At 46.6% G+C, this 24228-nt stretch carries 14 protein-coding genes; 11 read left to right on the top strand and 3 right to left on the bottom strand.

Features of this window, described 5'->3' with window-relative positions; translation table 11 throughout:
• Positions 1–2: 2 nt before the first annotated feature.
• Entirely contained in the window at positions 3–1928 is a 1926-nt protein-coding gene (locus BMW79_RS00800; RefSeq protein WP_089889241.1) for a M23 family metallopeptidase, read from the bottom strand.
• Between the two features lie 207 nt (positions 1929–2135).
• Between BMW79_RS00800 and BMW79_RS00795 the strand changes: the two genes are divergently transcribed.
• Positions 2136–3338 carry a thiolase family protein gene (locus BMW79_RS00795; RefSeq protein ID WP_089889238.1) on the top strand — a complete coding sequence of 401 codons (1203 nt, stop codon included), beginning with the start codon at positions 2136–2138 and terminating at the stop codon, positions 3336–3338.
• A gap of 95 nt (positions 3339–3433) precedes the next feature.
• Here the strand turns inward: BMW79_RS00795 and BMW79_RS00790 are convergent, their stop codons facing one another.
• Positions 3434–4015, bottom strand: a complete 582-nt coding sequence (locus BMW79_RS00790; RefSeq protein ID WP_235015960.1) for an RNA polymerase sigma factor — start codon at positions 4013–4015, stop codon at positions 3434–3436.
• Between the two features lie 286 nt (positions 4016–4301).
• On the opposite strand from BMW79_RS00790, the gene uvrA reads away from it, so the two are divergent.
• A complete protein-coding gene (gene uvrA / locus BMW79_RS00785) occupies positions 4302–7118 on the top strand; it encodes an excinuclease ABC subunit UvrA (protein WP_177192003.1) in 2817 nt (938 codons plus the stop codon).
• A gap of 83 nt (positions 7119–7201) precedes the next feature.
• Here uvrA and BMW79_RS00780 read toward each other — a convergent pair whose 3' ends face one another.
• Positions 7202–7642 (bottom strand): DUF4293 domain-containing protein, encoded by a 441-nt coding sequence (locus BMW79_RS00780; RefSeq protein WP_089889235.1) that lies wholly within the window; start codon positions 7640–7642, stop codon positions 7202–7204.
• A 145-nt stretch (positions 7643–7787) separates the two neighbouring features.
• On the opposite strand from BMW79_RS00780, the gene BMW79_RS00775 reads away from it, so the two are divergent.
• From BMW79_RS00775 to BMW79_RS00735, 9 genes are all read left to right on the top strand, one after another.
• On the top strand, positions 7788–10103 hold the full coding sequence (locus BMW79_RS00775; protein ID WP_089889233.1) for an NADP-dependent malic enzyme: 2316 nt from the start codon (positions 7788–7790) through the stop codon (positions 10101–10103).
• Positions 10104–10193: 90 nt separating this feature from the next.
• Positions 10194–11225: a hypothetical protein gene (locus BMW79_RS00770; RefSeq protein WP_089889228.1), complete on the top strand. Its 1032-nt coding sequence runs from the start codon at positions 10194–10196 to the stop codon at positions 11223–11225.
• Between the two features lie 62 nt (positions 11226–11287).
• On the top strand, positions 11288–12031 hold the full coding sequence (locus BMW79_RS00765) for an MlaE family ABC transporter permease (RefSeq protein WP_089889226.1): 744 nt from the start codon (positions 11288–11290) through the stop codon (positions 12029–12031).
• 2 nt (positions 12032–12033) lie between these two features.
• Positions 12034–12849, top strand: coding sequence for an ABC transporter ATP-binding protein (locus BMW79_RS00760; protein ID WP_089889223.1), 816 nt, complete (start codon positions 12034–12036; stop codon positions 12847–12849).
• 294 nt (positions 12850–13143) lie between these two features.
• Positions 13144–14031 carry a succinate--CoA ligase subunit alpha gene (gene sucD / locus BMW79_RS00755; protein WP_089889220.1) on the top strand — a complete coding sequence of 296 codons (888 nt, stop codon included), beginning with the start codon at positions 13144–13146 and terminating at the stop codon, positions 14029–14031.
• A 149-nt stretch (positions 14032–14180) separates the two neighbouring features.
• Positions 14181–20201 carry an alpha-2-macroglobulin family protein gene (locus BMW79_RS00750; protein ID WP_089889217.1) on the top strand — a complete coding sequence of 2007 codons (6021 nt, stop codon included), beginning with the start codon at positions 14181–14183 and terminating at the stop codon, positions 20199–20201.
• Positions 20202–20378: 177 nt separating this feature from the next.
• Positions 20379–21413 carry an NAD(P)/FAD-dependent oxidoreductase gene (locus tag BMW79_RS00745; protein ID WP_089889215.1) on the top strand — a complete coding sequence of 345 codons (1035 nt, stop codon included), beginning with the start codon at positions 20379–20381 and terminating at the stop codon, positions 21411–21413.
• A gap of 144 nt (positions 21414–21557) precedes the next feature.
• Entirely contained in the window at positions 21558–23306 is a 1749-nt protein-coding gene (gene aspS, locus BMW79_RS00740) for an aspartate--tRNA ligase (protein ID WP_089889212.1), read from the top strand.
• Between the two features lie 435 nt (positions 23307–23741).
• Complete coding sequence (locus BMW79_RS00735; RefSeq protein ID WP_177192002.1) at positions 23742–24212, top strand: glucosaminidase domain-containing protein; 471 nt, start codon at positions 23742–23744, stop codon at positions 24210–24212.
• Positions 24213–24228 lie beyond the last annotated feature (16 nt).

The raw sequence follows: 24228 nt of genomic DNA, 5'->3' as shown, positions 1-24228 counted from the left end.
GGTTATTTCATCCAGATAGCGGCAAACCGGGAAGAGTTGTCGTATCCCTGGACTCTGAACAGCCGGAAGCCCTGGGCTGTGAGATCGGTGAATTTGGCCTGGTAATCGGCCGGGCTCATATTCATATACGAATAATAAGCCTTGTTACGCGGCCACCAGAGCCCACCTACATTATTCTGGTTCCCGTTTTCCTCGATATTCACATTTACTGTCATTAAACCGGCTTTGTTCAATTCATCGAATTTTTTGGTAAAGTCGGTGGTATTCAGACCGTAATACATGTAAAAGCCACCAGGATTGCTGCTGCCGAATACGCCGGCATGATAGCGTTTGCCTCCCACATAGTATACCACATGCTCTGTTACCCGCATTTTCTGTTGCTCCACATAGGTTTTCCATTTAGCCGCATATACTTCATCGGTAGCATTGTGAACGGCTGCGAAATTTTCGTTCCCTTTTTGCTGCCAGATCACGGTAAACAGTGGATTGCCGGCATTGTCGTTGGTAACGGAAATCTGGCGGGGAATATATCCTTTTCCGTAGTATTCATCGAAGTATTGCTGATACTGGGTGCCATTCATATTGATGCGGCAATACCAGGCAGTAGGAAGGCCATATTGAAAAGACCCGGAGGCCAGGTACTGATTGCCGGATTTATGAACACTCAGCGTTTGCAATGACATACCCATGCCGGTATAGTAACCCCAGTAACGGGTAATATACTGCACCGGTACATTGTGGAAAGAGGGGTAGAAGGGGGCGAAGAAGCGGTTAAAACCACCGCTGGCGCCTACTTCATAGCAGGAACTGTTACTGTTGTCTGAAGTGGCATACACGCCATAGGCATCTACCTCCATCCAGTCGGCGCCTGCGCCCGGACTTTTCACCCAGAGCATAAAATGCAGGTGATTATTGCCGGTGTTGGGATTTGAAGGAGTGCCGTCCTGGTTCAATCCCCAGCCGGCACCACCAAAGCCGGTGTTACCCGCCCATGCGATCTGCTGGCCGGCATATACCTCATCGCCCACTTTCACTTTTAATTGTTGTGCGTTGGTGCCCCAAAGCTGGGTGGAGGGATTGGGCAGGTTAGCAAATTTTTTATACTTGGTATCGCGGGCGTCTTTATTGGTGGGATCACTCACCGGGATCACTTTTGCCCTGGCCAGATCGTGATCAAATCCGCCACGGAGGTGGAAATAGCCGGTGCGATAAAGTGTGCCGTCTGTTGCTTTGTGTTCAATGATCACTACGTTTCCAAAGAAGTTGTCCCACATGGCGGTTACTACTTTTCCGGCAGCTGAGGCATATACGCCAAAAGTAGGATCAATGCCAGGGCCATAGGCATCGGCGGTTTTGAGAAAATCTACCGAGCCATGTCCGCTGCCGTCATCATATTTCCAGGCGCCCGCCGGATATACTTTACTGTTCGTATACGGAAGGAAGAAGGGAACTTTGGGGGTAAGGCTCTGTGCAAAAGTGCGCGCATCCGCTTCGTTGCTGAACACGGCTGCCGGTGAGGCATAGAGCAAATTTTTATTCGCAGCTTCGTCTTTGATGTTGTAACTGCAACAACCGATGGTAACGGTTGGAGGTGTACAGTATAAGGTGGCATCGGCCTTTTTTACGGTTACTTTTTCGGGTAATAATTGCAGGTTGTCGATATGAATAGGCGATGCGACATTTTCCGCAGCCAGGTTCCATTTCGGGGCAGCCCGGAGACTTCTGACATTTACCGATGAACGGGTAGCAGATACCTGCCGGGAGGGCTCTGCACCTTCCATAATTTTGGCGGTGGGTTTGATGGGTCGGTATAATAATTCAGAAAGATTTGCATCATTTTCTCCAGCCGGTTGCTGGGCTTTTACAATTACAGGTGTAATGCTGAGCAGACATGCTGCCAGCCACACCAGGCTACAACGGTGTTTCATTTTTTGGGGTTATTTTTTGATAGAAATAATAATTAATGAGGGCGAAACTATGTCCGTCAGCCGTTCCGGTCAAGCTATAATTCCTGGAAGGCGGAAATCTGCGGGTATCTGGCGGTTTTTCAGAATTTCCGTGATTACCGGGTATGGATGTTTTATTGGTTGAGTTAAGTGGATGTGTTTTATTTGCATATAAACCAAAACAACCAAATGCAAGTTGCATACATTGTAGATGCGGTACGCACGCCTATCGGGCGCTATGGCGGCGCTTTAAGCACCATCCGCCCGGATGATCTGCTGGCACATGTTCTCAAAGCCCTGCTGAATAGAAATCCTTCTCTTGATCCTGCTGTGATAGAAGATGTGATTGCCGGCGCTGCTAATCAGGCGGGAGAAGACAACCGGAATGTAGCCCGTATGGCTGCGCTACTGGCAGGTTTGCCGGTAACAGTAGCGGGTAATACCGTAAATCGTTTATGCGCTTCCGGTATGCAGGCCATCATGGATGCCGCCCGTGCGGTGATGTGCGGAGAAGGAGAGGTGTATCTCGCCGGAGGCGTGGAAAGCATGACCCGCGCACCTTTTGTGGTAGGTAAATCCGATGGGGCTTTCAGCCGTAAGGCGGAGATGTATGATACTACTATCGGCTGGCGTTTTACCAACCCAAAACTATCAGAAATGTATCACCCTTTTTCCATGGGAGAAACCGCAGAAAATGTGGCGAATCAATGGCATATAGGAAGAGAAGAACAGGATATTTTTGCGTTGCGCAGTCAAACGTTGTACAAGCAGGCATTGGATGCCGGTAAGTGGCAGGATGAAATAGTACCGGTAGCCATTACGCCCAATAAAGAAGAGCAGGTTATCTTTTCAAAAGATGAACATCCCCGTGAAACCACGCTGGAAAAGCTGGCCGGACTACGCCCTGCTTTTGCAAAAAACGGATCTGTTACGGCAGGTAATTCTTCCGGTATCAATGATGGTGCAGCAGCGGTATTGATTGTTTCTGAAAAAGCGCTGAAGGCGTTTAACCTGCAACCGCTGGCACAGATCAAAAGCATGGCTGTTGCCGGTGTGGATCCCGCTATTATGGGTATCGGGCCGGTACCTGCATCCAGGAAGGCTTTGCTGCGTGCAGGGCTTACCACAGATCAACTGCACCTGGCAGAATTGAATGAAGCTTTTGCTGCTCAATCCATCGCCTGTATGCGCGACCTGGCGCTGAATCCGGATATTGTAAATGTAAACGGCGGTGCTATTGCAATCGGTCATCCGCTGGGATGCAGCGGTGCGCGCATTACAGCTACTTTATTGCATGAAATGAAACGGAAAGGAGCAGCTGCTAAATATGGCCTGGCAACGATGTGTGTAGGGGTAGGCCAGGGTGCGGCAATGGTATTTGAGCGGTTGTAATTCCGGAGATATTATAAACAGGATTGCCCTAAAATAGCGAGCGGTCGGACATTACATCCGGCCGCTCGTTGCTGGCAAGCAAAAAAAAGGGTTCCTCATAGACAGATTTGTTTCTCCGTCATCATTTTCCGGAGATTGATCAGACCATAACGCATCCGACCTAAAGCGGTATTGATACTCACTTGCGTGAGATCGGCAATTTCTTTAAAACTCAACTCTGCGTAATGACGCAGAATAATCACTTCGCGCTGCTCTTCCGGCAGCATGTCCAGCATTCTGCGAACGCGGTCATGACTCTGACGGGTAATAAGCTTTTCTTCTGCACAACTATCGCTGAAACCAAGAACATCGAAGATGTCTTTATCATCACCGGTCCTGATCATCGGCGTGCGCTTGATCTTCCGGAAATGATCTACACAGAGGTTATGCGCAATACGCATCGCCCAGGGTAAAAACTTTCCCTTTTCAGTATAACGTTCAGCTCTGATAGTATCAATAATCTTAATAAAGGTGTCCTGGAAAATGTCCTCTGCGAGGAATGAATCTTTAACCAGTAACAGGATAGAGGTGAACACCTTGTCCTTATGACGGTGAACCAACTCTTCTAATGCGGAAGAATGCCCCTTCTTAAAGAGGGTAATCAACTGCTCATCGCACAATTTGTACATTACTTGCATAAACTTCTACAACTAGGCGGGTTAGTAAATAAATTACAGACTTTACAGCCAGTTTGGTTGTTTTAATTAAGTAGAGTTTAGGCGATATTGAACAGTTTTAGTTAAAGATGATTTACGGAAAATCCAGCGAGATAGATCTGGTCCTATGCAAATATAAAAGATTAGTTCAATAAAACAAATAATAAAAATAGCTTTCGGCCCTTAGGTATTAGCTTTTAGCGTATTGTGGACGCATGTAAAATCCAGGCGGCTGAACTAACATCTTTTCCCTTAAATTTGTTCTGTCATGGCAACAAAAGTAAAAAAAGAAACAAGCATAATTGATCCTCAGGAAGTTAGCCCACAGGACCAGATTTTCATAAAAGGAGCCAGGGTACATAATCTTAAGAATGTAAGCGTCTCCATCCCCCGCAGTAAGCTGGTAGTTGTTACTGGTGTGTCCGGTTCCGGGAAGTCTTCCCTCACCATGGATACCTTGTATGCGGAAGGACAGCGCAGGTACGCCGAAAGTTTAAGCTCTTATGCCCGTCAGTTCCTGATGCGGATGAATAAACCAGATGTGGATTATATCAAAGGAATTTGTCCCGCGATAGCCATTGAGCAGAAAGTGATTACCCGTACTCCCCGCTCAACCGTGGGATCAATGACGGAGATCTACGATTATCTGCGGTTATTGTTTGGAAGAGTGGGTAAAACCTATTCTCCCATCTCCGGAAAACTGGTAAAAAAACATGAAGTAAGCGATGTGGTAGATTATATCACAAAACTGAAAAATGGCACGAAAGTATTACTGCTCGCCCCTTTCCGCCGGCATGCCAAAAGAGAGGTAAAAGAAGAGCTGAATATCCTGGTACAGAAAGGCTTTTCCCGTTTGTACACACCCGGTAGCGAAGGCACCGGACTGGTACGCATAGAAGAACTGCTGGAGCAGAAGAAAATCACCGTAGCCGCAGATGCGTGGGTGCTCATAGATCGTTTGGTAGTAAAGGATTTTGAGGAAGATGATAAACATCGTATTGCTGATAGCGTACAAACCGCCTTCTACGAAAGCGAAGGTGATTGCTATGTGGAGATCGATGGTAAAGAGATGCAGCACTTCGCCAACCGTTTCGAACTGGATGGTATTCAGTTTGAAGAGCCGGTACCTAATCTCTTCTCCTTCAACAATCCATATGGCGCGTGTCCTACCTGCGAAGGCTTCGGACAAACGCTGGGCATTGATGCCGACCTGGTGATACCGGATAAACGCTTAAGCGTTTTTGAAGGTGCTGTTGCCCCGTGGCGTGGAGAGAAAATGGGCGAATACAAAGAAGCGCTCATCAAAACCGCGCGGAAATTCGGTTTCCCGGTACATAAGCCTATTGCGGAACTCACGGATGAACAGGTGAAATTACTCTGGACCGGCAACGAACATTTCTATGGGTTGAACGAGTTCTTCAAAATGGTGGAGCAAAACCTGTATAAGGTGCAATACCGCGTATTACAGGCCCGCTATCGCGGACGCACCGTTTGCCCTGAATGTGGCGGCGGACGCTTACGCAAGGAAGCGCTCTACATAAAGGTAGGAGACCGCAGTATCGCGGAACTGGTAGATATGCCGGTATCCAACCTGAAACAATGGTTCGACGAACTGCAACTCAATGAATATGAGCAACAGATCGGCAAACGCATTCTCATTGAAATTCACCATCGTCTTAAAACATTACTGGATGTAGGTTTGGGCTATCTTACCCTGAACCGTGTGGCTAATACCCTGAGTGGTGGCGAAAGTCAGCGTATACAACTGACCCGTACCCTGGGAAGTAACCTCACCAACTCCATGTACATCCTCGATGAACCCAGTATAGGCCTGCATGCACGTGATACACACCGCCTCATCGCCGTACTGAAAGAACTGCGCGACCTCGGCAACACCGTAGTAGTGGTAGAACACGACGAGCAGATGATGGAAGAAGCGGATTACATTATTGATATGGGACCACTGGCCAGTCACCTCGGTGGGGAAGTGATCTTCGCCGGTACGTATCCGCAGATCCTGAAAGATGGTAAAAGCCTGACGGGTAAATATCTCAGTGGACAATTCACGATCGATCCGCCTGCGAAATTGCGTAAATGGAAAAAAGCCATCACGATTGAAGGTGCCCGTCAGCATAATCTGAAAGATATTACCGTTGATTTCCCATTAGGCGTATTAACGGTGATCAGTGGTGTGAGTGGATCCGGTAAAACCACGCTGGTAAAGCAAATTCTATACCCTGCACTGATGAAGCTGAAAGGCGAATTTGCAGAGAGAGTAGGTAATTACAAAGCCCTGAAAGGCGCCGTAGATGAGGTGACGCAGATAGAAATGATTGACCAGAATCCTATTGGTAAATCATCGCGTTCCAACCCGGTTACTTATATCAAAGCGTATGATGAAATCCGTGATCTGTATTCCAGGCAGCCACTGAGTAAAATGCGCGGCTTCCAGCCAAAACATTTTTCTTTTAACGTAGACGGTGGCCGCTGTGATGCATGTAAAGGGGAAGGAGAAGTGATCGTGGAAATGCAGTTCCTGGCCGATGTACATCTCACCTGCGAAAGCTGCGGTGGTAAACGTTTTAAAGACGAAGTACTGGAAGTAACCTATAAAGGAAAGAATATTTACGAAGTGCTGGAAATGGGTGTGGATGAAGCGCTCGACTTTTTCAAAGATGAAAAGGATGTATGCAATAAAATCCGTCCGTTGAGCAGTGTGGGATTAGGCTACGTGAAACTCGGGCAGAGCAGCGATACCCTCAGTGGTGGAGAGGCGCAGCGTGTGAAACTGGCTTCCTTCCTGGGTAAAGGAAAAGCACAGGGGCATATCATGTTTATCTTTGACGAGCCTACTACCGGTTTACATTTTCACGATATCAAAAAATTACTGGACTCTTTTAATGCCCTGATAGAACAGGGACATACAGTGCTGGTGATTGAGCATAACCTGGATGTGATCAGGAGTGCCGACTGGGTCATTGATCTGGGGCCGGAAGGCGGCGCTGGTGGCGGTAATCTGCTGTATGCCGGTGTGCCGGAAGGGTTAAAGAAAGTGAAAGAAAGTTATACAGGGAAATTCCTGTAAGGAAAGCATTATAAAAGCCAAAAGGCCAGGAGTTACTCCTGGCCTTTTGGCTTTTATAATATTGTAAAGTATTTACTGGTTGCTTATCTCAGCCTGTCGAGCGACTTAATCAGTTTCTCATCTTTATAAATTCCCCTTGCGGCCAGGAATAAAAGAATGATCACGATGATAGGTAGGAAAGACGCGGGCAGGTAAGAGGCGGAGGAAATAGCCATGCCGCCGGTGCTTAGTTTATTAGCGGTTTGCTGCACCACATAATATTGATAAGCCAGGGCGCCAAAACCAAAAAGAATGTTAAAAATTGTAAGCCGGAACTGCAGCTTACGCTTCTTGAACAGAAAGATGGAAACGGCCGCCAGCAGGATGATAATGATGTACAGCACAAACAGGAGATAGTTGCTGGAGGCGTTTACGTACGTTACAGTATTGTTGGAAAGCGTGGCTTTCCACAGGTTAAAAGATAAAGCAGCAGCGCCTGCGGCGGCAGCCAATAGCAGATAGAGACTCTGGATGCGTTGTATCATGATATTTGCGAATGTTTAACGTTGTAAAAGTAAGTAATTTTAATGGTTAGCGGGGGGAATTATAGCGGGGTATCCCACTATTTGGGTGGCTGGCTTTAATGCAATACTTCGTATATTGCACGCCCAATAACAATCTTATATTTATATGGCAAAGAAACTGAATAAGCAGGATGCATTGGATTATCATGCAAAGGGCAGGCCGGGCAAAATAGAAGTCATACCTACGAAAGACACAAAATCACAATGGGATCTCTCACTTGCATACTCTCCTGGAGTAGCAGAACCTTGTAAAGAAATCTTCAACGACGTAGAAAACGTTTACAAATATACCGCGAAAGGCAATCTGGTGGGTGTTATCAGCAATGGTACCGCTGTTTTAGGTTTGGGCGATATAGGTCCGGAAGCAGGTAAGCCTGTGATGGAAGGAAAAGCGGTGTTGTTCAAAATATTCGCTGATATAGATGTATTTGATATAGAACTGGATGCAAAAGATCCGGATACTTTTGTGGCCGCAGTAAAGGCATTGGAACCTACTTTCGGAGGTATTAACCTGGAAGATATTAAAAGTCCGGAGTGCTTTGAAATTGAGGACAGGCTCAGAAAAGAACTGAAAATTCCGATCATGCACGATGATCAGCATGGTACGGCGATCATTTCCTCTGCAGCATTGCTGAATGCGCTGGAGCTGGTAAAGAAAAAGATAGAGAAAGTAAAGATCGTGGTAAATGGCGCGGGAGCCGCTGCCATGGCCTGTGTGAAATTATATGTGGCACTGGGTGCCAAGCCGGAAAACTTCATCATGTTTGATAAGGACGGCGTATTAAATAAAGATCGTCAGGACCTTTCCGACAGACATAAACAATTCACTACCAATACGAAAATAACTACACTGGCGGAAGCCATGAAAGGTGCAGACGTATTCCTGGGATTGTCTGTAGGTAACGTGGTATCTACAGAGATGATCAAGAGTATGGCGAAAAATCCCATCGTATTTGCGATGGCGAATCCGGACCCGGAAATTGCGTATGAAACAGCGATTGCTGCACGTCCGGACATTATTATGGCGACCGGTCGTTCCGATTACCCTAACCAGGTGAACAACGTATTGGGTTTCCCTTACATTTTCCGTGGCGCTCTCGATGTGAGAGCTACCCAGATCAATGAGGCCATGAAACTGGCAGCCGTAAGGGCTTTGGCGGATATGGCCAAGTCGCCGGTGCCAGACATCGTGAACCTGGCCTATAACGAAAGAAGCATTTTCTTCGGACCTAAATATATTATCCCTAAACCGCTGGATCCGCGTTTGCTGAGTACAGTAGCTCCTGCTGTTGCTAAAGCAGCGATGGATAGCGGAGTCGCACATCATCCGATCACCGATTGGGATGCGTATAAAAATGAATTGAATCACCGGCTGGGCCTGGATAACCAGCTGTTCCGCATCATCGGTACCAAAGCACGCCGCGATCCAAGGAAGGTGGTATTTGCGGAAGCAGATAACCTGAAAGTACTGAAAGCCGCGCAGGTAGTGAACGACGAAGGTATCGCCCATCCGATCCTGTTGGGTAACGAAGCGAGGATCCGTGAACTGATGCTGGAAAATGCCATTGAAATTGATGATGCTGTGATCATCGATCCTAAGAGTGAGCAGATGAAGGAAATGCGTCACCGCTTCGGAGATCTGTTCTTCCAGAAACGCCAGCGCAAAGGCCTGAACCAGTATGAAGCGCGTAAGATTATGCGTGAACGTAACTACTTCGGCTGTATGATGGTGGAAACAGGAGAAGCAGATGCACTGATTTCCGGTCTGACCCGTAAATATCCGGATACCATCCGTCCTGCTTTGCAGGTAATTGGTATGGAAGATGGCGTGAAACGCGTAGCTGGTATGTATATCATTCAGACGAAACGTGGTCCGTTATTCCTTGCAGATACTACTGTTAACTTCAATCCAACGGCGGAAGAAATTGCAGATATTACCCTGATGGTAGCCAAGGAAGTGAAGCATTTTAATATTACGCCGCGCATTGCGATGCTGTCGTATTCCAACTTTGGCAGCAGCCAGACGCCGGAAGCACAAACTATGAGCAAGGCCCGCGAAATTGTAAAACAGCGTGATCCTTCCCTGATCGTAGATGGTGAAATACAGGCTGCTATGGCTTTCAACAAAGAAATTCTGAAAGATAATTATCCGTTTACCGAATTGCTGGAAGAAGAAGTCAATACGTTGATCTTCCCTAACCTGGCAGCCGGTAATATCGCTTACAACCTTTTGCAGGAAGTAGCCGGATTTGATGCCATCGGTCCCATCCTGTTGGGAATGAAAAAGCCGGTACACATTCTTCAGTTGGGTAGTACGGTAAGACAAATCGTGAACATGGTGAACATCGCCGTGGTAGACGCCCAGGAGAAATGCTGCCGCCTGGCCGAAGAAGAAAAAAGCAAAAAGAAGAAAAAGAAATAAGGTAAATATTTTATAGTTTTTGGGGAGATGGAAGCGGCGATATTGCTACCATCTCCCCACTTCTTTTTAAAAATCCGCTATATTTATCCTATGCAAACTATTTCCCGAAAGAAGATATTTTTTCCGATCAACTCCGCCTTCCGTAATTACCTTAAAATGTATGAGCGGGAAGTAAAGCTGCCTTTGTCTTACGAGGAGCTGCGGTACTATGATCAGGCGATATCAGTATATGACAAGGAGGGAAAAGATACTTTATGGGAAACTGTCTTTTATCCCCAAAGCATGGTGGGGCCTATTCATGCCGGACTGAAACGGATCTATTCTATTCTGAAAGCAGGTGGTGATCAGGCCGCAGAAGAGCATCTTCACATTGAGCGGATTGATTACTGCACCTTTGGTAATTCACATCCTTTCCGGATCAAGATTGTCAATAATTACAACGAAGTATACGACTATTTTTATATCAAGATCGCCGATGCATCCCGTATTTACGGCCTGGAACTGGAGCATATCCTATCTCCCTACTGGATGAACTTTATGGTAGATGGCAATACCCTGGTGGAAGAACATATTGCGGGAGTACCTGGAGATCAGTTTATCCTGCATTACCTGAACCGGCCGGAATTTAACCCTAAACGTATTGCCAAAGAGTTTGTAAAATTCAATGAGCGTTGCTTCGTTCGCCTGCTGGGGGATATGCGTTCCTATAATTTCATTTTTGATATTACCCCGGATTTTGATGATGTGCAGTTTCGTATCCGGGCCATTGATTTTGACCAGCAGTTTTATGAAGGAAGACGTACTTTATATATGCCGCAGTACTTTAAGGAGAACCGGATATTTGTGGACCTGGCCATCAAACATCTGAATGCGGAGGTGGTAAAACAGTACCAGCAGGAAGAGCGGGCAGTAATTGCCCGTCGTATCAAGGTGCAGCGTCACCGCATTAAAGACCTCCGGGATGTGATCATGACCGACCGGGTTTCTTTCCCTGAAAAAATCCAGCAGCTGGGGGATGAGTTGGCGGAATATTATCATGATGCTGTTTTCTCGCGTTGTAAAACAATGGGGGAAATTATTGAGCGCAGCCTGAAGCGTTTGTTGGTAAGCAGTTTGCGGTAGCCGCTGCATTTAATCTTAAATTCGGATAGGTTTGAAAAAATCCTTCCTATCTTTGGTCAGTTATGGAGTTCAAATTCTTCTATCATTTCGGAAACTTCCTGCTCATGCTCAAAGGCATGTTTTCCCGCCCGGAAAACATGAAGATGTACTGGAAGCAATTTATGCAGCAATGTGTGGATATCGGCGTAGGGTCGTTTGGGATAGTCTTTATTATTTCCCTGTTTATGGGAGGGGTAACTACTTTGCAGACAGCTTATCAGCTGGTAAGTCCTATCATTCCCAAGAGTACCATCGCGCAGGTGGTACGTGATACTATTATCCTGGAATTTGCGCCAACGCTGACCTGTATTGTCCTGGCCGGTGTGGTTGGTTCTAAAATAGCTTCTGAGCTGGGTAATATGCGGATATCAGAACAGATTGATGCCCTTGAAATTATGGGAATCAATACCAAAGGATACCTGATTGCCCCCAAAATTATGGCGGCCGTATTGATGATACCGGTGCTGGTGGCTATTGCGGGCTTCCTCGGTGTTTGGGGTGGTAAAGAAGCCGGTGTATTGTCCGGTATTATCTCTTCAGAACAATTTATGCAGGGACTCCGGCAGGAATTCAAGGCTTATAACGTATTCTTTGCCATGGCCAAATCCTATACGTTCGGGTTTATTATTGCCAGCGTGTCGGCCTATTACGGCTATAATGTTAACGGCGGCGCGTTGGAAATAGGTAAGGCCAGTACTACTGCCGTGGTGGTAAGCTGCGTGCTGATATTATTCATGGACTACGCATTAACGGCTATATTACTGTAATCATGATTGAACTGCAAGACATAAGAAAGAGCTTTGGGGAAAAGGAAATACTGAAGGGCGTATCTACCATTATGGAACCCGGCAAGGTAAACCTCATCATCGGTGCAAGCGGAAGCGGTAAAACTGTGATGATGAAATGTATTGTGGGATTGATGGGCGTGGACAACGGAAAAATACTGTACGATAAGCAGGATTTTACCGCCATGGACGAAAAGGAAAAGAAAGTAATACGCCAGGAAATAGGTATGCTGTTTCAGGGCTCTGCCCTCTTCGATAGTATGACGGTGGAACAAAACGTGATGTTTCCGCTGGAAATGTTTGGTAAAGGATCGCTGAAAGAAAAGAAAAGCAGGGTAGCAGAATGCCTGGAAAGGGTGCAACTGAAGGAAGCCGCCAAGAAATTCCCGGCTGAAATCAGCGGTGGTATGAAGAAAAGAGTGGGTATTGCCCGCGCTATTGTACTGAATCCAAAGTACCTTTTCTGTGATGAACCCAATTCCGGCCTGGATCCGCAGACATCCCTGCTCATAGATAAACTCATTACAGAACTCACCCAGGAATACAATATTACTACCGTGATCAATACCCACGATATGAATACTGTAATGGAAAGCGGCGACCATATTGTATATATGTACCAGGGTCAGAAGCAATGGGAAGGTAGTAACAAGGAGATTGTATTCAGCAAAGACCAGAAGCTGAACGACTTCATCTTTGCATCTGAGTTCCTGCGCGAAGCAAAGGAAATGCGCCAGCTGGAGTTGTTTAAGGATGGAAAGTGGCGGGAACAGTTGAAAAAGGAGCAGGACGGAAAATAAAATATAACCATCTTATTTTTTAAATATCTTATTCCCGGAGATCTGACGCCTGTCAGATCTCCGGGAATTCTTTTATGTAGTTGATTATCAAATAATAACGAAAGGTATAAAGTTGTTTTTTATTTATATATATGCACAGTACAGGCGGATTTTATGCCTTTTTACGCCAATTATTTTCCAAAGCAATTGGTAGCTTTATCTTAAAGGCACTAAATTGCAGAATTATGGAAATCGGCTTATTTTTGCCCTCCAGAAGAATCAGACATATAACATTAAACCAATAAAACAAGCGCGATGAGTGTTTTAGTTAATAAGGATAGCAAAGTGATTGTTCAGGGATTTACCGGTACTGAAGGTACTTTCCATGCTACGCAGATGATCGAATATGGTACCCAGGTAGTGGGTGGTGTTACACCCGGTAAAGGTGGCAGCACACACCTGGAACGTCCGGTATTTAATACTGTAGCTGATGCAGTAAAGGCCACCGGCGCCAATGTTTCTATCATTTTCGTACCTCCTGCATTTGCAGCTGACGCTATCATGGAAGCTACCGAAGCTGGTATTGCTCTGGTGGTATGTATCACAGAAGGTATTCCTGTACAGGATATGATCAAGGCGAAAAATTTCCTGCAGGGTACAACTACCCGCCTCATCGGACCCAACTGCCCTGGTGTTATCACCGCAGATGAAGCTAAAGTGGGTATCATGCCTGGCTTTATCTTCAAAAAAGGTAAGATCGGTATCGTATCTAAATCCGGTACTTTAACTTACGAAGCAGCTGACCAGGTTGTAAAAGCTGGTTTAGGTGTTTCTACTGCCATCGGTATTGGTGGAGATCCCATCATCGGAACCCCTACCAAAGATGCGGTAGAACTGCTGATGAACGATCCGGAAACAGAAGGTATCATCATGATCGGTGAAATTGGCGGTAGCATGGAAGCGGAAGCTGCACAGTGGATCAAAGAAAACGGTACTAAGCCTGTAGTTGGTTTCATCGCTGGCCAGACAGCTCCTCCGGGACGTCGTATGGGTCACGCCGGTGCTATCATCGGTGGTGCGGAAGATACTGCTGCTGCAAAGATGAAGATCATGGCTGAATGCGGTGTTCACGTAGTGGAAAGCCCGGCTAACATTGGCAAAACAATGGCCGAAGTACTGAGCAAAACAGCTGCCCTGGCATAATTATCTGCCGGCAAAAAATATAAAGGTGAAAAGTGACAGGGATTTTTTCCGGCGCTTTTCACCTTTTTTGTTCCCCCTTTATGGAAACCAGACCCGTAATGGCATCCTCTCTAAAAGAACTAACTTACTTACGGTAAATAAGATCCTATATGCGTTTATTCATCGGAATATTCATTGTTTTAATCTTTAGTAGCAATAAGATGATGGCCCAGTATAATTATGATAACTCCTGGAAGAAAATCGCCAGCCTGGAAGAAAAAGGATTGCCGAAATCCGCACTGGAAGTAGCAAATGAAGTGTATGCACAGGCGGTAAAAGACAAAGCAACGGCACAACAGATCAAAGCTCTCATCTTCCAGATGAAGTACAATGCACAGATCAACGACAGCAGTTCCCTGCAGAACATGGCTACCATGGACCAGCGGATAACTGCCGCCACCGGCGCTCAGAAAGCCATCCTGCAAAGTATCAAGGCAGAAATGCTGCTCCGGTACTTTCAGAACAACCGGTATAAATTCTATAACCGCACGGCCATTGCGAACGATAACGGCGCAGATGTAACCACCTGGGGCTCCGACCGCCTTCACCAGGAAATTACGGCTGCTTACGAGGCGTCGTTATCTGACAGATCTTTACTTGAAAAGACCAGCCTGACGGCATTTGACCCGATCATCATTAAAGGGAACACCCGCGCCCTGCGGCCTACCCTGTATGATCTGCTGGCCCATCGGGCACTGGAGTATTTTAAATCCGGAGAAGCCGCACTGACCAACCCGGTTAACCAGTTCGAACTGACGGATCCCGCTGTATTTGCGCCTGCCGCCAGGTTTGCAGCACACCACTTTACCACGGCCGATTCTGCCTCACTGCAATACCACGCATTACTGATCCTGCAGGAACTGATCCGCCTGCACGAAGGCGATAAAGCCGCCCTGCTGGATATTGACCTGGAAAGAATATCTTTCGTAAACCAGGTAGCCGTGATGGAGGACAAGGAAACATTGTATCTGGAAGCACTGAACCAGATGGAAGCAGCTTATACCGGTCAACCGGAGGTTACTTCCGTGATGGCATTGCAGGCATCCCATTACATGCAGCAACGCAGCGCCAACGGAGAAGAAAAAGGCGATGCGATGAAAAAGGCGAAGGCTATCTGTGAAAAAGCGGTGGCGCTGGCGCCAGCCTCTGCTGGTGGCGTATCCTGTGCGTATATGCTGGACCAGATTCTGCATAAATCAACGACCCTGCTTACAGAATCCGTGAATGTACCTGCCCTGCCATTCCGCACGCTGGTGAAATATAAAAATGTCAATAAGATATACCTGCGCATCGTGCCGGTTGATGAAACATTTTTAAAGGCATTACAGAAAGCACAAAGCAATTATAGCAACTCCGAGAATACCTACTGGAAGATGATCGTGTCCCGCCCGGCGCTTAAATCCTGGGAACAGGTATTACCGGATCCGCAGGACTATATCGATCACAAAGCAGAAATAAAAATAGACGCATTACCGGTAGGTCATTATATGCTGTTGTCCAGTGTAGATCCCGGTTTTTCGCTTAAAAATAACCCGGTAGCCATGCAGCTCACCTGGGTTTCCAATATCAGTTATATCCAGAACGACACACTTTATTATGCCCTCAACCGCAGCACGGGGCAGCCGCTGGCTGGTATCACCGTGCAGGTAATGAAAAATAATAATAACCGGGAGGAATGGGTACTCGCACAATCATTGAATACCGGGAAAGATGGTAGCGTGAAAGTGCCGAAAATGAAGCAGAATAATTACCTGCGGTTATACTGGAAAGATGGGAAAGATGAACTTTATAAAGATGATTACCGCTACTACTATAACTATAACCGGGAAACCCCACCGGAAACACAAACCTTTCTGTTTACCGACAGGAGTATTTACCGCCCCGGACAAATAGTATATTATAAAGGTATTGTATTAAAGAAACGTACGGAAGGCACACAAAGCGATCTGCTGGTTAATCACAAATCGACTTTGTCTTTATATGATACCAATGGAGAAAAAGTAGATTCGATCAAAATCACTACCAATGAATTCGGTAGCTATTCCGGGAAATTTACTTTGCCGGAAGGCCGTATGAACGGAACTTACAGTCTGCGGGATGAGCCAGGAAACGGTTACCTGTCTTTGCAGGTAGAGGAATATAAACGTCCTAAATTCCAGGTGACCTTTGATACAGTGAAAAACAGCTATCGTATAGGGGATACCGTTACTGCCAATGGAAAGGCACTGGCATTTGCCGGTAATAATATCGACGGCGCCAAAGTAGTTTACCGGGTAGAACGCCAGGTACGCTACCCTTATTCGTGGTTATTTTATAAGATAGGTGTTCCACGCGGTACTTCCCGTGAAATAAGCCATGGCGAAACCATTACCGACGCCAACGGAAACTTCCAGGTGAAGTTCCCGGCTTTAAATGATAAAACAGTAGATCCTGCCAGCAAACCGGTGTTTACCTATGTGGTTCATGCAGATGTTACGGACCTGAACGGAGAAACCCGCAGCAGCGATCAAAGTATCAGTGTTGGCTACCAGCTGCTGGAAATCGGGATAGATATAGCAGACCGGGTAGATAAGGAACAAGTAAAATACATCGGTATCACCACCCGTAATCTCAACGGAGCCTTTGAACCGGCCACTCTTACGGTTCAGATAAAACCACTGACGCCGAATAAAAGGTTATTGCGTCCGCGTTACTGGGACAAGCCGGATCAGTTTGTGATGGACGAAGCCAGCTACATACGGGCGTTTCCGGTAGATATCTACAAGGATGAAGATGATCGCCTTACATGGCCCCGTCAAACTGCTGTGCTGAAGGAAACCGTGCAGGGGAACCCGGAAGGCAAGGTAGCCCTCGATCTGAAGAAACTGCCGGCCGGATTTTATGAGCTGGAAGTGAGCGCGAAAGATAAAAACAACGAACCGGTAGTACAGAAATCTACGTTCGAATTAATAGATGTAAACGCTAAAACACTGGCTGCACCAGCATACATCTGGTTGTCAACGGAAGGAACTATCGGCGAACCGGGTAAAACGAGCACTGTTTTACTGGGTACGTCCGCAAACGATGTTCATGTAATACAAACGAAGAAAACGGTGCCTGTAAAGGAAACATTGTCTTCACTGGAACTGAACGGCGTGAAAAAAATGGAATTCCCCATTACAGAAAGCGAAAGAGGTGGTATTGGTGTAAATTATGTATTTGTAAAAGATAACCGGATTTTCACTGCTAATGCCAACATTACGGTAGCCTGGGATAATAAAGAGCTGCAAGTGAAGCTGGGTACGCACCGCGACAAACTCTTACCAGGAGAAAAAGAAAAGTGGACAGCGCAGATTTCAGGCTACAAAAATGAAAAGGTAGCGGCGGAAATGCTGGCATCCATGTATGATGCATCCCTGGATGAATTTGTAACGCACAATTGGGCACTACCTTATATTTACCCGTCTACCTACGCCGTTACTGCTTTTGGCGGAAGAGATAACTTTAAAATGGAAGAATCCCGGTTATGGTATGATGAAGAAGGTAAAAGCCACATTACGGTGGATAAATCATATGAAGGGCTGGATCTGTTCGACTGGAATATGAGTGATGGCAACTGGATGGGCCGCCCAATGGCCGCTGGTGGCTTAATGCGAAAAAAAGGAGTAGTAGCGATGGCGCAGGCGAGAGCGGATGTGATGTACGAAGCTGCTCCGGCCCCTGCTATGATGGACAATAAGGAAGTGATGACGGTGGGACTTTTTGACTCAACCCGCGCAGATGAAATGCATCCACCTGCGGCTCCGAATGAAGGATCTGCTCCCTCTATCCGTAAAAACTTCCAGGAAACCGCTTTCTTCCTCCCGGATCTCCGTACTGATAAAGATGGTAACATCACCTTTGAATTCACCATCCCGGAAGCCCTCACCAAATGGAACTTCCAGGGACTGGCACACACAAAGGATCTCTCTTTCGGCTATACCAGCGCAAGTATTGTAACGCAGAAACCACTGATGGTGCAGCCCAATACGCCCCGCTTTGTACGCGAAGGAGATAAAATGGAATTCACCGCCAAAGTGAGCAACCTGTCTGATTCACAGCTGATAGGCCAGGCACACCTCGAATTGCTGGATGCAGTTACGCTGCAACCGGTAGATGGCTGGTTCCAGAATATTTTCCCGGTACAGCATTTCACTGCACAGGCAGGACAAAGCGCCCTGGTGAGTTTCCCGATCCAGATTCCGCATGGCTTCCAGAGCGTGCTGATATATCGTGTTACTGCGCAGGCAGGCAACTTCAGCGATGGGGAAGAAAATGCACTGCCTGTACTTACCAACAGAATGCTGGTTACGGAATCACTGCCATTACCGGTTCGCGGAGATGGTAAAAATGACTTCAGCTTCGGAAAATTATTGCACAGTGATTCTTCGCAGACATTGGTACAACATGGTGTTACGGTAGAATACACAAGCAACCCGGCCTGGTACGCGGTGCAGGCATTGCCTTACCTGATGGAGTTCCCGTATGAGTGTGCTGAGCAGGTGTTTAACCGCTTTTATGCCAATGCACTGGCATCGCATATTACCAATGTAACACCCGGACTGAAAGCCATCTTCGAAAAATGGAAGATCTCCGATACCACCGCACTGCAAAGTAACCTGCAAAAAAATGAAGAGCTGAAATCCGTATTGCTCCAGCAAACCCCCTGGGTGATGGAGGCAAAGGATGAAGCAGAGCAGAAAAAGAATATCGCGTTGTTGTTTGATCTGAAACGGATGCAGAAGGAAAGAAATGCCGCCTTGCTGCAACTGGGGGATAAACAACTGCCGAATGGCGCTTTCCCCTGGTTTACCGGTATGTGGGAAGATCGTTTCCTGACACAATACATAGTAGCCGGCTTAGGCCATCTGCAACAGCTGACAGGGGAAGACGATGTTACCGCTACTGCAATGGCTAACCGTGCCATGGACTACCTGGATATTCAACTGGACAAAGACTATCACGCATTGGTAAAGGCGAAAGCCGATCTGAAAGCACAACAGATCAGTCAGATCCAGATCCATTACCTCTATGCGCGTAGTTTCTTTAACCGGCCGGTACCTACTGCCATGAAAAAATCATTTGATTACTTCCTGGCGCAGCAACAGAAATACTGGACCAAACAAAGCAAATATGCGCAAGGCATGATCGCGCTGTCGTTGTTCAAAAAAGGAGATAAGATAACCCCCGTGGCTATCCTGAAATCTCTGAAAGAAAATGCCATGAACACCAAGGAAATGGGCATGTACTGGAAAGATGTAACATCCGGTTACAGCTGGTACCAGGCGCCTATTGAAACCCAGGCCTTGCTGATAGAAGCCTTTCAGGTTGTAGGTAAAGACGCCGATGCTGTAGCAGGGATGAAAACCTGGTTGCTGAAAAATAAGCAAACCAACAACTGGCATACCACCAAATCCACTGCAGACGCATGCTACGCCATGTTGCTCCAGGGTAGTAACTGGCTGGCCGCTACACCTGAAGTAGTGGTGCAGTTAGGTAGCACCACTATAAAACCAGCCACCACAGAAGCCGGCACCGGTTATTTCAAAGAGAAGATAGCTGCCAAGGCAGTGAAAGCGGATATGGGTAATATCAGTGTAACCGTGACCGGTAGTAAAGGGCAGCCTTCCTGGGGCGCTGTTTACTGGCAGTATTTCGAAGATCTCGATAAAATAACTGCCGCCGCTACACCACTGGTGCTGGAAAAAGAACTGTTTAAAGAAGTAAACAGCGATAAAGGTCCGGTACTGACGAGAATTAACGATGGCAACGAACTGAAAGTAGGAGATAAGGTAAAAGTAAGAGTAGTATTGAAAGCCGACAGGCCCATGGAATACATTCACCTGAAAGATATGCGGGCGGCTTGTTTTGAGCCGACCAACGTGATCAGTTCCAGCAAATGGCAGGATGGTCTCAGCTATTACGAAAGCACACGCGATGCTTCTACCGATTTCTTTTTCAGCTATCTGCCCAAAGGAACGCACGTGTTTGAATACACGCTGTTTGTGACCCATCAGGGGAAATTCTCCAATGGTATCAGTATTGCAGAGTGTATGTATGCGCCGGAATTTTCGGCACATAGTGCTGGATTGAATGTGAAAGTGACCGAGTAATTATTGCCGGATAGATTTAATATAAAGGCTGACCAATGTGAAAATTGGTCAGCCTTTTACTTTTTAAAGAAATGTCATACGACCCTTTGGGATTGACTATATAAATGAAATTGTTAATAATCGCTGATACTGTTCTTATACTTATACCCCCTCCGGAAATTCCCTATTTTTGACGCCATGAGGAAAGTAGACTACCTGATCGTTGGCCAGGGCATTGCAGGCACTATGCTGAGTTGGTACTTATTACAGGCCGGGAAAAAAGTGATCGTGATCGATGACGCTAAATCCAACAGCGCTTCCCGGGTGGCAGCGGGCATTATTAACCCGGTGTCGGGGCGGCGGTTTGAACCAGCCTGGATGTATGAGACGATTTATCCTTTTGCAAGAAATGCCTACAGGCAGCTGTCAGAGTTGTTGCAGGTACCTGTTTTTACCGAGCGAGACCTCTGGACAGTTTTCCCTTCTGCCCAGATGCGCGATGCTTTTCTGGCGAAAACTACCGGTAATGAATATACGGAATTACCGGCGGCGCTGAAATATGAAGCTTTCCTGGATCAGCCTTTTGGAGCGGCCGTTGTGCATGGCGCTACGGTGAACCTGCGATCCCTGTTGCCGGCTTATCGCCGGTACCTGCAATCGCTGGAGGCATTGGAAGAAATACATCTTGATGCCAACGCATTGGAAGTAACACCCGAGAAAATAATTTATAAAGATATTACTGCGGATAAGATCATTTTTTGTGATGGCGTAGGTACCACGCGCCTTCCTTATTTTAAGGAGATAAAATTCCTGCCCAACAAGGGGGAAGTATTGCTGGTGAAAATACCCGGACTCGAAACGGCGGATATAATCAAGAAGGGAATTACCCTGGTGCCCCAGGAGAATGGATTGTACTGGGCGGGGTCTTCTTTTGTCTGGGACTATGAAAACGACCATCCTACAGCCAAACAAAGGGAAGTGCTGGAAAAGAGCCTCGCACAGCTGCTAACGGTACCTTATGAGGTAGTAGAACAGTTATCGGCGGTGAGGCCTTCGGGAAATGACCGTCGTCCGATGGCTGGCTTTCATCCGGAGTTCCCGGCGATAGGCCTGTTCAACGGGCTTGGTACCAAAGGATGTTCGCTGGCGCCTTTTATGGCGGCTCATTTCAGGGATGTGCTTGTTGCTAACGCCCCACTGATGCCGGAAATAGACCTGCAACGATATTTTTAACATACGACGGGCATAAAATGCCCGATCCAAACCGTATCTTTGCCCCCCTTATGGGTATAAGTGAACAGCTGGAGGGTGGTCGCCAATTGATGATTACTTATTCCATATTTCAACCATAAGACTAACTAAATCAATTATTTACGCATGTACAGGACGCACACTTGCGGGGAATTACGAATGGAACAGGTGGGCCAGGAAGTAACTTTGGCCGGATGGATACAGACAGTAAGAAAGTTTGGCAGCATCAACTTTTTTGATCTGCGAGACCGCTATGGTATTACGCAATTGTTGTTCGGGGAAAGCCTGAATGCCAAGCTGGATGCACAGCCCCTGGGCCGTGAGTTTGTTATCCAGGTAAAAGGTACCGTAACCGAGCGTTCCAATAAGAATAAAAATATTCCCACCGGTGATATTGAAATTACCGTGAGCGATTTTACCATCCTCAATGTGGCGAAAACACCGCCGTTTACCATCCAGGATGATACCGATGGTGGCGATGAATTGCGTATGAAATACCGTTTTCTCGATCTGCGTCGTAATGCGGTAAGACAAAATCTGGAACTGCGCTACCAGGTAGGCCGTGCAGCACGTAATTATCTGCATACTGCCGGTTTCGTTGATATAGAAACGCCTTTCCTGATCAACTCTACTCCTGAAGGCGCCCGCGACTTCGTAGTGCCAAGCCGTATGAACCCCAATGAGTTCTATGGTCTGCCACAGTCGCCGCAAACCTTCAAGCAGTTGCTGATGGTGAGTGGATTTGACCGCTACTACCAGATTGTAAAGTGCTTCCGCGATGAGGATCTGCGCGCAGATCGTCAGCCGGAGTTCACGCAGATCGACTGTGAAATGAGCTTTGTAGACCAGGAAGATATTCTGAGCACTTTTGAGCATATGCTGAAGCATATCTTCAGAGAAATAAAAGGAATCGAGTTTCCGGAAGCTTTCCCACGCATGACTTTCGACGATGCGATGGAGTTTTATGGCAACGACAAACCGGATATCCGTTTCGATATGAAACTGGTAAACCTGGGCGATGTGGCCAAAGGAAAAGGCTTTAAGGTATTTGATGAGGCTGATCTGGTCATTTCTGTTACTGCTAAAGGTTGTGCAGAATACACCCGTAAACAGCTGGATGAGCTGACCGATTGGGTAAAACGTCCGCAAATCGGCATGACAGGTCTGATCTATGTGCGTTACAACGCAGATGGCACCCTGAAAAGCTCTGTGGATAAGTTTTTTGACGAGGAACAACTGAAGCTGTGGGCGCAAAAATGTCAGGCGCAACCCGGAGACCTTATCCTGGTGCTGGCTGGCAAGGAAGAGCGGACCCGCAAAGCTGCCAGCGAACTCCGCCTGGAAATGGGCGAACGCCTTGGTTTACGCAACAAAAACGAGTTTAAACCGTTGTGGGTAATAGACTTTCCGTTATTTGAGTACGCCGAAGAAGAAAAGCGCTGGGTGGCCCGTCACCATCCGTTTACATCACCAAAGCCAGAGCAGATAGCTCTGATGGACGATACCTCACAATACGCTAACATTAAGGCAAACGCCTACGATATAGTATTAAACGGCACAGAAGTCGGCGGTGGTTCTATCCGTATTTTCCAGCGTGATCTGCAGCAGAAGATGTTTGCAGCCCTGGGAATGACTAAGGAAGAGGCAGAACGTAAATTTGGCTTCCTGTTGGGTGCATTTGAATATGGTGCACCGCCACATGGAGGTATTGCCTTCGGATTTGACCGCCTGTGTTCGCTGTTAGGTGGCAGTGAGAGTATCCGTGATTTTATCGCTTTCCCGAAAAATAATTCAGGTCGCGATGTCATGATGGATGCTCCAAGTCCAATCGACCAGAAACAGCTGGATGAGTTGAAGATCAGCCTGGTAAAGTAAGGCAGCACCGGTAACAGCGTATTCTTTGACGAATGCCTGACACCCGGAGCAAGCTGAACCGAACTTACCGGCATAGTCTTTGCAAGTAGCAAGGCTTTTGTAGCTAAAAATCCCCTTTGATATGGTAAAGTGCCGCATCAAAGGGGATTGCCACAATTATAAGGTACAATTTTTTTTAACAAGAGATTAACGGGTTAGATAAGAAACAGAGGAGACGTATTATTTAAATTTTTAAAGTAATATTGCGGTGTGATCATCGTTGATATGTGAGGTAAGAAAATGATGCTGAAAACAAAGAGAAAACTATCACCTGTATCAAACAATACTACCATGAGAATTTCAACATTCTTTAAGAGGACAGTATGGACTAGTGCGGTGTTATTATTGCTAATGCTCAGCAATGTTGGGTTTGCACAACAATCCACAAACAGTTATTTGAAGAAATTTAAACCGGTATCTGTAGAATTAATGCAGGAAACCGGTATTCCAGCCAGTGTTATCCTGGGGATAGCGATGCTGGAATCGGGCACCGGCACCAGTAGAAATGCAAAACTGCTACACAACCACTTTGGTATTGTGGGCAAAAATAACATGTCCCAGATTAAACCGGGACACCGTTCCGTTTATAAACAATACGTAACAGACATGGCTTCCTATGAGCATTTTGTGGAGCTGCTGGCACGTAAGAAATGGTTCGGCGAAATGAAAGGCAATCCTGAATTTACAGTATGGCTCAAAAAAATGAACCATAGTGGTTATTCATCTGCCGGACATGAGTGGATTAAAAGAGTGACAAATATTATTAACCGCTATAAATTGTATAAGCTGGATGCAAGTATGGATAGCGTGGCAACGGAATCTGAAAAATGGTTGACCGTGGGCATGCCGCCGGCAAGTGACCAGTGATGTGCTAACCGATATT

The organism is Chitinophaga arvensicola (assembly GCF_900110835.1).
GTDB lineage: Bacteria > Bacteroidota > Bacteroidia > Chitinophagales > Chitinophagaceae > Chitinophaga > Chitinophaga arvensicola.
The sequence above is the reverse complement of the archived record's forward strand: the minus strand, read 5'-3'. Positions and strand labels throughout refer to the sequence as shown.

Coding starts and splice junctions, on each gene's coding strand:
- uvrA (WP_177192003.1), top strand. CDS start 4,302: ATGGCAACAAAAGTAAAAAAAGAAACAAGCATAATTGATCCTCAGGAA.
- BMW79_RS00775 (WP_089889233.1), top strand. CDS start 7,788: ATGGCAAAGAAACTGAATAAGCAGGATGCATTGGATTATCATGCAAAG.
- BMW79_RS00790 (WP_235015960.1), bottom strand. CDS start 4,015: ATGCAAGTAATGTACAAATTGTGCGATGAGCAGTTGATTACCCTCTTT.
- sucD (WP_089889220.1), top strand. CDS start 13,144: ATGAGTGTTTTAGTTAATAAGGATAGCAAAGTGATTGTTCAGGGATTT.
- aspS (WP_089889212.1), top strand. CDS start 21,558: ATGTACAGGACGCACACTTGCGGGGAATTACGAATGGAACAGGTGGGC.
- BMW79_RS00760 (WP_089889223.1), top strand. CDS start 12,034: ATGATTGAACTGCAAGACATAAGAAAGAGCTTTGGGGAAAAGGAAATA.
- BMW79_RS00750 (WP_089889217.1), top strand. CDS start 14,181: ATGCGTTTATTCATCGGAATATTCATTGTTTTAATCTTTAGTAGCAAT.
- BMW79_RS00795 (WP_089889238.1), top strand. CDS start 2,136: ATGCAAGTTGCATACATTGTAGATGCGGTACGCACGCCTATCGGGCGC.
- BMW79_RS00765 (WP_089889226.1), top strand. CDS start 11,288: ATGGAGTTCAAATTCTTCTATCATTTCGGAAACTTCCTGCTCATGCTC.
- BMW79_RS00770 (WP_089889228.1), top strand. CDS start 10,194: ATGCAAACTATTTCCCGAAAGAAGATATTTTTTCCGATCAACTCCGCC.
- BMW79_RS00745 (WP_089889215.1), top strand. CDS start 20,379: ATGAGGAAAGTAGACTACCTGATCGTTGGCCAGGGCATTGCAGGCACT.
- BMW79_RS00780 (WP_089889235.1), bottom strand. CDS start 7,642: ATGATACAACGCATCCAGAGTCTCTATCTGCTATTGGCTGCCGCCGCA.
- BMW79_RS00800 (WP_089889241.1), bottom strand. CDS start 1,928: ATGAAACACCGTTGTAGCCTGGTGTGGCTGGCAGCATGTCTGCTCAGC.